We start from the raw sequence: 9,514 nt of genomic DNA on the forward strand, positions 1-9,514 counted from the left end.
GTCCGATTGGCGGCGCGGCGGCAGCGGAATTTTGCCCGGAATTTTGTGGGGAATTTTGCCCCGACGTTTGCGTCGAATTCTGCCTGGCGATCGCGCCGGTCACCGAATCCAGGCCCTGTTCGAGCACGGTGACACGGGAAAACAGCCGGTCGCGATCGGTGTTCAGCGTCTCGATGGCGGCGGCGATCTGGCGCGCCTCGTTCTGGCTCTGCTTGCTGAGGGACTGCAGCTGCTGCGCTTGGCGCGCCAGATCTTCAGCTGCGACCTGTTCGTGACGCCAGCCGAGCGAGGTTTCGTTGGCGACGACGGCGAGGATGACGGCGCCGACCGCCACAGCCCCCCACGTGCCGATCCGCAGCAGCGCGCGCCGGTCGAGGCCGTTCTCCTCAGCCAAAAGTCCGGACAGCAGCCATCCGGTGTTTTCAGTCTTGAAGGCGCCGGCCAATTGGTCGGAATCCTTTGCCATTCGATCGATGAGCGTCCCTGGAACCAAACGAATCACCGGTAAACATTAACAGCATTTGGGCCGCCAGCTTGAATCCCGAAGATTTGCGGTGGATAGAAAACGTTCTATGACGACGACATGGCGTATGGCGCGTTCGACGAAGCCCGCGCTTCGTCGGGTGTTGGCAAGCAATTGGAAGGGGTCATGGGCGTTCGATCGAGCCTGACCGTGGTACTCGCCGCAGGCGAGGGCACGCGGATGCAATCCAGCCGGCCGAAGGTGCTGCATCCGGTGGCCGGGCAATCGATGCTCGCCCATGTGCTCGACGCCGCACCCAGCGAAGCCGGCGCCGGTCTCGCCGTCGTGGTCGGACCCGACCATCAGGCGGTTGCCGACGAGGTGAAGCGGCGCCGTCCGGACGCCCTGACCTTTATCCAGCACGAGCGGCTCGGCACCGCGCATGCGGTGCTGGCAGCGCGCGAGGCGATCGGGCGCGGCGCCGACGATCTGTTGGTCGTGTTCGGCGATACCCCGCTGATCTCGGCAAAAACCTTCGAGCGGCTACGCGCGCCCTTGCAGTCAGGCGCCGCGCTCGCCGTGCTCGGCTTTCGCGCCGCCGATCCGACCGGCTATGGCCGATTGCTGATCGAGGGCGATCGCCTGACGGCCATCCGCGAACACGCTGACGCCAGCGCCGACGAGCGCCAGATCACGCTATGCAATGCCGGCGTGATGGCGTTCGACGGCCGCAAGGCGCTCGAGATCATCGACCGGATCGGGAACGCCAACAGCAAGGGCGAGTACTATCTGGTCGATGCCGTCAGCATTGTCAGGGATATGGGACTGGAGGCCGTCGTGATCGAAACCAGCGAAGACGAAGTGCGCGGCATCAACACCAAGGCGCAGCTCGCGGAGGCCGAAGCCGTGATGCAGGCGCGGCTGCGCAAGGCGGCGCTGGACGCGGGCGTCACGCTGATCGCGCCGGACACCGTCCATCTCGCCGCCGACACCACCTTCGGCAAGGATGTCACCATCGAGCCCTACGTGGTGATCGGCCCGGGCGTCTCGATCGGCGACGGCGCGCTGATCCATTCGTTCACGCATATCGTGCAGACGGCGATCGGCAACAAGGCCGAAGTCGGCCCCTATGCGCGGCTGCGGCCCGGGACCTCGCTCGGCGAGGGCGCCAAGATCGGCAATTTCGTCGAGACCAAAGCGGCGCGGCTCGAGGCCGGCGTCAAGGTCAACCATCTCTCCTACATCGGCGATACCGAGATCGGCGCCAGGTCCAATATCGGCGCCGGCACCATCACCTGCAATTATGACGGCTTCGCAAAGCACAAGACCACGATCGGCGAGGGCGCCTTCATCGGCACCAACTCCTCGCTGGTGGCGCCGGTCAGAATCGGCAACGGCGCCTATATCGGCTCGGGCTCGGTGATCACCCGCGACGTGCCCGATGATGCGATGGCGCTCGAGCGCAGCCCGCAGACCATTCGCGAGGGCGGCGCTGCGCGCTACCGCGAGATCAAGCTGCGCAAAAAGAAGTCCAAGACTGAAAGTTGAAGACTGAAAGTTGAAGACTTGAAGCGGAAGAGCCGAAGCGGAAGACCTGAAGCTGAGGTCGTGATGGCTCGCAGGCGAGGGGCCGGCGAACCATGAGCTACGATTCCTCGCCCTCGAATTCCGCGAACATCCCGCGGGTCAGGCGCCAGCCGCCACGAGCCCGGACGTTGTGCTTCACCGGCTCGCCGGGATGATGAACCGTGATTGTCGCCTTGCTGTGCTGGGCGCGCAGCGGCGGCGGCCAGTGCGCAAGGTTGCTGGCTGAAGCCCCGCGGGTGCGGACCTGCATCGAGGCGAGGCCTTTCGGATCTGGCGATGCTGGCGGTTTGTCGGTCACGAAGCTGTCTCCGATGTGCGCATTGTTCGGGCAAAGCATTGATCGCAGGTTAACGTCGCGACTTGAAAAAAGCCCGCCGGCGCGGTTGCAAAGCCGCCGCGCTCGGCGCATCCTTTGGCCTGACACTTAACCCTGTCGCAATCCGCAATAATTATTGAGTATCTCGGCATCGCGGATTTTCGTTAAGAAAGCCGCACGCTGTTTCGATGATCTTTCGACGATTGCAAAGGATATTGTCCGCATGTGCGGCATCGTGGGCATCCTGGGCCGTGGCCCGGTCGCGGAGCAACTGGTCGATTCGCTCAAACGGCTGGAATATCGCGGTTATGATTCCGCGGGCATAGCGACGCTGGAAGGCAACCGTCTCGAACGGCGCCGCGCCGAAGGCAAGCTGAAAAATCTCGAAGCGCGGCTGCGCGCCGAGCCGCTTGCCGGTCACGTCGGGATCGGCCATACCCGCTGGGCCACCCATGGCAGGCCGACCGAGAACAACGCGCATCCGCACGCGACCGGGCGCGTCGCCGTGGTCCACAACGGTATCATCGAGAATTTCCACGAATTGCGCGCAGCCCTGCAGAACAAGGGCACGGTGTTCGAAACCGAGACCGACACCGAGATCGTTTTGCACCTCGTCGATGACCTGCTTGGCCAGGGTGTCAAGCCGGTCGAGGCGGTCAAGGCGGCGCTGGCTCAGCTGCGCGGCGCGTTTGCGCTCGCCTTCATCTTCGCAGGCGACGACAATCTGATGATCGGCGCCCGCAACGGGCCGCCGCTCGCGATAGGCTATGGCGAAGGCCAGATGTACCTGGGCTCGGATGCCATCGCGCTCGGCCCGTTCACCGACACCATCAGCTACCTCGAGGATGGCGACTGGGTGGTCCTGACCCGGCACAGCGCGACGATCTACGACAAGACCAACGCGATGGTTCATCGCGACGTCATCAAGCACACCGCGGCGACGTCGCTGGTCGACAAGGCGAACTACCGCCACTTCATGGCCAAGGAAATCCACGAGCAGCCGGAAGTGGTCGGCCATACCCTGGCGCGCTATGTCGACATGGCCGCCGAGCGCGTGGCGCTACCGGCCGCGCTGCCGTTTGACTTCAAGGACATCCAGCGCATCTCGATCGTGGCCTGCGGCACTGCGAGCTATGCCGGTTATATCGCAAAATACTGGTTCGAACGGCTCGCCCGCGTAGCGGTCGAGCTCGATGTCGCCTCGGAATTCCGCTATCGCGAAGCCCCGTTGCGCAAGGGCGATCTGGCGATCTTCATCTCGCAGTCGGGCGAGACCGCCGATACGCTGGCGGCGCTGCGCTACGCGAAAGCAGAGGGCGTTCATACGCTCTCCGTCGTCAACGTGCCGTCTTCCACCATCGCGCGCGAAAGCGAGACCGTGCTGCCGACACTGGCCGGTCCGGAGATCGGCGTGGCCTCCACCAAGGCCTTTACCTGCCAATTGATGGTGCTGGCCGCCCTCGCGGTTTCAGCCGGCAAGGCCCGCGGCGAATTGTCCGATGCCGACGAAGCCAGGCTGGTGCACGGCCTCGTCGAGATTCCGCGCCTGATGGCGGCGGCTCTGGCGATCGAGCCGCAGATCGAGAAACTGGCGCGCGAGATCGCCAAATCCCGCGACGTGCTCTATCTCGGCCGCGGCACCTCGTTTCCGCTGGCGCTCGAGGGCGCGCTGAAGCTGAAGGAAATCTCCTATATCCACGCCGAAGGCTACGCCGCGGGCGAGCTCAAGCATGGTCCGATCGCGCTGATCGACGAACACATGCCGGTCGTGGTGATCGCGCCGTTCGATCGGGTGTTCGAAAAAACCGTCTCGAACATGCAGGAAGTGGCGGCCCGCGGCGGCAACATCATCCTGATGACCGATGCCAAGGGCGCCAGCGAAGCCACCGTCGCCTCGTTGGTGACCATCGTGCTGCCGGACATGGCCGCGACATTTACGCCCCTGGTCTATGCCATCCCGGTGCAGCTTCTGGCGTATCATACTGCCGTCGTGATGGGCACCGACGTCGATCAGCCGCGCAATCTGGCGAAATCCGTCACGGTCGAATAGCCGGGCGGGGATTTGCCGCCAAAAGACGCTTCCAGGCGCTTCCAGAGCTTCGGCTGGAACTGTGTGTCGGATTGTGCCGCGATCTACAAAAGTCTGCTAGACTGCATAGCTGACAGATGATCCAGCCTGGAACCCACATGGACGCCCACGACGAACCACCGCCGCCGACTGAGCCTCCGGTCGAACCCGCGCCGGAGGTGCATCATGGCATCGTGGCCCGCTTCCGGAACTATTTTCTGACCGGCCTGGTGGTCGCCGGCCCGATCGCGATCACCTTTTACCTGACCTGGTGGTTCGTGACCTGGGTTGACGGGCTGGTGCGTCCGTTCGTGCCGATCGCCTACCGGCCGGAAACCTATCTGCCGTTCGGCCTGCCGGGCTCCGGGCTGATCGTCGCCGTGATCGCGCTGACGCTGCTCGGCTTTTTCGCTGCCAATCTGATCGGCCGCACCCTGGTCGATCTCGGCGAGAGCATCCTTGGGCGCATTCCCGCGGTGCGCGCGATCTATCGCGGCCTGAAACAGGTGTTCGAGACCCTGTTCTCGGGCAATGGCTCCAGCTTCAGGCGGGTCGGGCTGGTTGAATTTCCCTCGCCGGGCATGTGGTCGATCGTGCTGATCTCGCAATCGCCGAGCGCCGAAGTCGCGCGCAGCCTTCCGGGCACGGAAGAGCATATCTCGGTGTTTCTGCCCTGCGCGCCGAACCCGACCACCGGATTCTTCTTCTATGTCCCGAAGAGCAAGATCTTCGAAGTCGACATGAGCACCGAGGACGCCGCGACGCTGATTATGTCCTGCGGCGTGGTGCAGCCCGGTTCAGACCAGCAGAAGAAGGTCGCAGCCCTCGCCGGCATGGCCAATGCCGCGCGGGTCGCCAACTCCGCGGCGCTGCAGCCGGTGGCCGAGAAGGTGGAGTGAGGCGCGCTGAGCCCGGTCACGAAGATCCTGCTCGAGCGTATTCAGTCGTCGCAGGTTTCCTGGCCGATCGAGGATCAGGAAGAGCTCGCCGAGTGGACGAAATCCAGATGACGCACATCCGCGACGCGGCGCTCGAGATCCAGCCGCTGGGGCCGATGACATCCTACCCCGCCCCGATCAGCGGCACGGCCTCGTCGCGCTCGAACAGGTAGAGCAGGCAGCGCAGCGCATCGCCGCGTTCGCCTTCGAGCTTCGGATTGTCCTTGATGATGCGCAAGGCCTCGTCGCGCGCCTGGGTGATGAGCTGGCCGTGGACCTCGGAGCGCGCGACGCGGTAGCCGGGCAGGCCGCTCTGCCGCACGCCGAGCACGTCGCCTTCGCCGCGCAGCTTGAGGTCTTCCTCCGCGATGCGAAAACCGTCGGTGGTTTCCCGGATCACCTTGAGCCGCGCCTTCGACATCTCGCTCAACGGTTCGTGGTACAGCAGCAGACAGGTCGACGCGTCCGACCCGCGCCCGATGCGGCCGCGCAACTGATGCAGTTGCGCCAGCCCAAAACGCTCGGCGTTCTCGATCACCATCACGGTCGCCGCGGGAACGTCGACGCCGACTTCGACAACGGTGGTCGCGACCAGCAGGCCGATCTCATGGCTCGCGAATTGCGCCATCACACGGTCTTTTTCCGTGCCCTTCATCTGGCCGTGCACCAACCCGACCTTGGCGCCGAACCGTTCGCGCAGGCTCTCGAAGCGTTCCGTCGCGTTGGTGAGATGGAAGGTCGCTTCGGCCTCGGATTGCTCGACCAGCGGACAGATCCAGTACACCAGCTTGCCGCTGGACAAAGCGCGCCCGACCGCCTCCATCACATCGTTGAGGCGGCCAGCCGGCACGGTGCGGGTGTCGATCGGCTGCCGGCCGGCCGGTTTTTCGCGCAACTCGGAGACGTCCATGTCGCCGAAATAGGTCAGGACCAGCGTGCGCGGGATCGGGGTTGCGCTCAGCACCAGCACGTCGACCGCCTCGCCCTTGGAGGTCAGCGCCAGCCGCTCACGCACGCCGAAGCGATGCTGCTCGTCGACCACGGCGAGCGCCAGCGCCTTGAAGACGACGTCGTCCTGGATCAGCGCGTGGGTGCCGACCACAAGATCGATCTCGCCGGCCGCGAGCCGCGCCAGCAGGTCGCGCCGCTCCTTGCCCTTCTCGCGACCGGTCAGGATCGCCACGCGCAGGCCGGCGCGTTCGGCGAGCGGCGCGATGGTCTTGATATGCTGCCGCGCCAGGATCTCGGTCGGCGCCATCAGTGCCGCCTGCTTGCCGACCTCGGTGACGGCGGCTGCCGCCAACAGCGCCACCACGGTCTTGCCGGAGCCGACATCGCCCTGCAGCAGCCGCAGCATGCGCACCGGCTGGCGCAGATCATCGGCGATCGCGGCCGCCGCCTGCTGCTGCGAGGCGGTCAGCGCATAGGGCAGCGCGTCGATGATCTTGTTGCGCAGATGGCCGTCGCCGGCATGGCGGTCGCCGGCCGGCCGTCGCAACCGGGCGCGCACCAGCGCCAGCGCCAGCTGGCCCGCCAGCAGTTCGTCGAAGGCAAGCCGCGCCCAGAATGGGCCGTCCGGCAGGACATCGGTCAGCTCGACCGGCTGATGCACACGGGTCAGCGCCTCCCGGAGCGGCGGAAATTGGCAGCGCCGGATCACTTCCGGGCTGATCCATTCGGGCAGTTCCGGCAGCTTTTGCAGCGCCTGCGCCATCGCACGGCGCAGCGAGCCGAGCGCCAGACCCTCGGTGAGGGGATAGACCGGATCGATGCCGGACAATTGCGCGAACGCCGCCTCATCCACCACGCGGTCGGGATGAACGATCTGCGGTATGCCGTCATACATCTGCAAGGTGCCGGATACGAAGCGTCTGGCGCCGACCGGCAGCAGTTTTTCCACATAGCCCGGTGCGCTGCGAAAATAGGTCAGGATCACATCGCCGGTGTCGTCGCTGGCAAACACCTGAAAGGGCGCGCGCGAGCTGCGCGGCGCCCGATGCCGGTCGACGGTGACCTCCAGCGTCACCACGGTCCCCGCCACCGCGTCGCGGATCTTCGGCCGCGCCCGGCGGTCGATCACGGTCGCCGGCAAATGCAGCAACAGATCGACCAGCCGCGGCGTGTCATCGCGGCCGAGCAGATAGCGGAACAGTCTGTCCTGCTTCGGCCCGACGCCGGACAGGGTCGTGACGGAGGCGAACAGCGGATTGAGGAGAGGGGGGCGCATCCCCGGAATTTAGGGCCGTTCCGCCTCACACGCCCGCCTTTTTGCCGCGCATCCACGCATTTTTCCAGGGCGCGGCGAACTTCTGTCGTGCAGTGGGCGCTCGTCGCCGCTGCTCACTCGAAATTGTGTGATCTACCCGTGCGCCTGTAGTTTTCCATCAAGTGCGGTCCAGTGCTGTTACCATGACTCCGACTACGACGCACGAAACACGGTGCCCTTGAACCGCTTAACTGCGCGCCCGCGCTCGAGCCGATCATGCGCCGCATGTGCACCTCGCCCTGTGAACCGGCGGATTGCGCCCATCGCTCCGCGCGCTGTGCGAACCAATGGACTCCGATCCGCCTACGCATCTTTATTCCTCACGCGGACCGCGACTCCCATCGCATCCAGCAGCCGGAACATCTGATCGTCCGAGACTTTCATTCCCATGAAATCTGCGAGCCGCATCAGGTTGACGCCGCTGACCTCGGCGCCCGACAGATCCGCGCCGGTCAGTCTCGCGCCGTCGAGAATTGCCTGGAACAGATCGCTGCCGGTCAGGTCGGCGTCGGTCAGGTCGGCATTCGACAGGTCGACTTCGCGGAGCCGGCAGCCGGCGAGGCTGCAGCCCGGCAGTTGCACACCGGACAGGTCGGCGACGTCGAAGTTGCAGGCGTGAAAATTGGCCCGGGTCTCGATTGTCTTGCGGCTGAGCGCGCGACTGAAGTCGGCCGTCGCGAGGCGCGCTCCGGTCAGGTTGCAGTCGCGCATCTCGACCGCGAACAGTTCCGTTCGGTCGAAGACGGCATGGGACAGGTCGCAGCCGGAAAACTGCGTCCGCTGCAGATTGCTGAAGGCAAAGCCGCAGGCCTTGGCGCCGTCGCCGGCAAAGCGGCAGTCCGCGAAGCGGGCGCCCGGCAGATCGGCATGGGAGAAGCGGCAGGACAGGAACCGGCAGTTGGTGAACTGCGCCTCTGCAAAAACGGAATTCGAGAATTGCACCTGCTCGAACGCGCAGTCGACGAAGCGCGCGCCATCGCAATCCAGCTCCGGCCAGTGATCATCGCGTATCTCGAAGCACTGGACGGGTTTCGCAGTGGCAATCAGGTCGGCCAATCCAGCGATATTCATGCGAGACCCTGAGGGGCGATCATGGTGAGCGCTTTCGATGGTTGGGCGCGGACTCTCGGTGTTGAATTCGTTCGTGGCCCTGCGCGGCATGGCGCCACTTTCTCAAGAGTTGGAGCCTCCAGCAATCCGCAATCTCGAACGATGGCCCCGAATGGAGCACCCGTCATTTCCAGCCCTCAGATCTCGTCCCGACGCATCATCCGGAACAGTTCCGGTTTTCAACGCATGCGCGGGGTATGACGGCGGGTGCGTGTGGAGCGAACGGCGGCGTAATCGCCGTCTCCGCGGCGGGCAGGGATGCCCGATCTGCCCAACTCCCGCATGGACGCCCGTCAAAACTTGCTACTGACTTTCCCCAAACTCCTCACTATATCAAGCGCGCCCGGCACGTCCGGGCTTTTGGCGTTGAATGGAATCCCCTTCCGATGACTGGATCGACACGATCGAGCGATGGGCTCGATGACCGCCGCAAGCGGCTGTTGTTTCGCTGCTGGCACCGCGGTACCCGCGAGATGGACCTGATCCTGGGCCGTTTCGCGGATGCCGCGATCGCCGACCTCAGGGACGACGAACTGGACCAGTTCGAGCGCCTGATCGAGGTGCCCGACGTCGATCTCTATGCCGCGTTGAGTGGCGGCAAGCCGTTGCCGGATGAGGAGCAGGGCTCCTTGTTCGCGCGCATAAAAGGCTTTCGCGCGCTGGGTGACGGGGCATGAAGCAACCGGCAAAGTCGCCCGCCGAGCTGCTCGCGCCCGGCCGCGCACTGACGCTCGCCAACGTCGCCGAGGGCGCCGAGGGGCTCGTC

At 65.0% G+C, this 9,514-nt stretch carries 7 protein-coding genes and 1 pseudogene; 4 read left to right on the forward strand and 4 right to left on the reverse strand.

The window, feature by feature from the left end:
- A pseudogene (locus tag WCB02_RS05990) lies at nt 1–466 on the reverse strand (hypothetical protein); the annotation flags it as partial.
- A 183-nt stretch (nt 467–649) separates the two neighbouring features.
- Here WCB02_RS05990 and glmU point away from each other — a divergent pair.
- Nucleotides 650–2,011, forward strand: a complete 1,362-nt coding sequence (gene glmU / locus WCB02_RS05995; RefSeq protein WP_423956917.1) for a bifunctional UDP-N-acetylglucosamine diphosphorylase/glucosamine-1-phosphate N-acetyltransferase GlmU — start codon at nt 650–652, stop codon at nt 2,009–2,011.
- A 97-nt stretch (nt 2,012–2,108) separates the two neighbouring features.
- Here glmU and WCB02_RS06000 read toward each other — a convergent pair whose 3' ends face one another.
- Nucleotides 2,109–2,348, reverse strand: coding sequence for a hypothetical protein (locus WCB02_RS06000; protein WP_423956918.1), 240 nt, complete (start codon nt 2,346–2,348; stop codon nt 2,109–2,111).
- A gap of 241 nt (nt 2,349–2,589) precedes the next feature.
- Between WCB02_RS06000 and glmS the strand changes: the two genes are divergently transcribed.
- Both glmS and WCB02_RS06010 read left to right on the forward strand, forming a co-directional pair.
- Nucleotides 2,590–4,416: a glutamine--fructose-6-phosphate transaminase (isomerizing) gene (glmS, locus tag WCB02_RS06005; protein ID WP_423956919.1), complete on the forward strand. Its 1,827-nt coding sequence runs from the start codon at nt 2,590–2,592 to the stop codon at nt 4,414–4,416.
- Nucleotides 4,417–4,553: 137 nt separating this feature from the next.
- Entirely contained in the window at nt 4,554–5,333 is a 780-nt protein-coding gene (locus tag WCB02_RS06010; protein WP_423956923.1) for a DUF502 domain-containing protein, read from the forward strand.
- A 163-nt stretch (nt 5,334–5,496) separates the two neighbouring features.
- Here WCB02_RS06010 and recG read toward each other — a convergent pair whose 3' ends face one another.
- Entirely contained in the window at nt 5,497–7,599 is a 2,103-nt protein-coding gene (gene recG / locus WCB02_RS06015) for an ATP-dependent DNA helicase RecG (RefSeq protein ID WP_423956920.1), read from the reverse strand.
- 342 nt (nt 7,600–7,941) lie between these two features.
- On the reverse strand, nt 7,942–8,709 hold the full coding sequence (locus WCB02_RS06020) for a pentapeptide repeat-containing protein (protein ID WP_423956921.1): 768 nt from the start codon (nt 8,707–8,709) through the stop codon (nt 7,942–7,944).
- A 425-nt stretch (nt 8,710–9,134) separates the two neighbouring features.
- On the opposite strand from WCB02_RS06020, the gene WCB02_RS06025 reads away from it, so the two are divergent.
- Nucleotides 9,135–9,425, forward strand: a complete 291-nt coding sequence (locus WCB02_RS06025; RefSeq protein ID WP_423956922.1) for a succinate dehydrogenase assembly factor 2 — start codon at nt 9,135–9,137, stop codon at nt 9,423–9,425.
- Nucleotides 9,426–9,514: the final 89 nt, after the last annotated feature.

It is taken from the genome of Bradyrhizobium sp., from assembly GCF_049581145.1.
GTDB lineage: Bacteria > Pseudomonadota > Alphaproteobacteria > Rhizobiales > Xanthobacteraceae > Bradyrhizobium.

What these genes read in the sequence shown, in the direction of transcription:
- WCB02_RS06020 (WP_423956921.1), bottom strand. Translation starts at nt 8,709, where the DNA reads ATGAATATCGCTGGATTGGCCGACCTGATTGCCACTGCGAAACCCGTC.
- WCB02_RS06010 (WP_423956923.1), top strand. Translation starts at nt 4,554, where the DNA reads ATGGACGCCCACGACGAACCACCGCCGCCGACTGAGCCTCCGGTCGAA.
- recG (WP_423956920.1), bottom strand. Translation starts at nt 7,599, where the DNA reads ATGCGCCCCCCTCTCCTCAATCCGCTGTTCGCCTCCGTCACGACCCTG.
- WCB02_RS06025 (WP_423956922.1), top strand. Translation starts at nt 9,135, where the DNA reads ATGACTGGATCGACACGATCGAGCGATGGGCTCGATGACCGCCGCAAG.
- glmU (WP_423956917.1), top strand. Translation starts at nt 650, where the DNA reads ATGGGCGTTCGATCGAGCCTGACCGTGGTACTCGCCGCAGGCGAGGGC.
- glmS (WP_423956919.1), top strand. Translation starts at nt 2,590, where the DNA reads ATGTGCGGCATCGTGGGCATCCTGGGCCGTGGCCCGGTCGCGGAGCAA.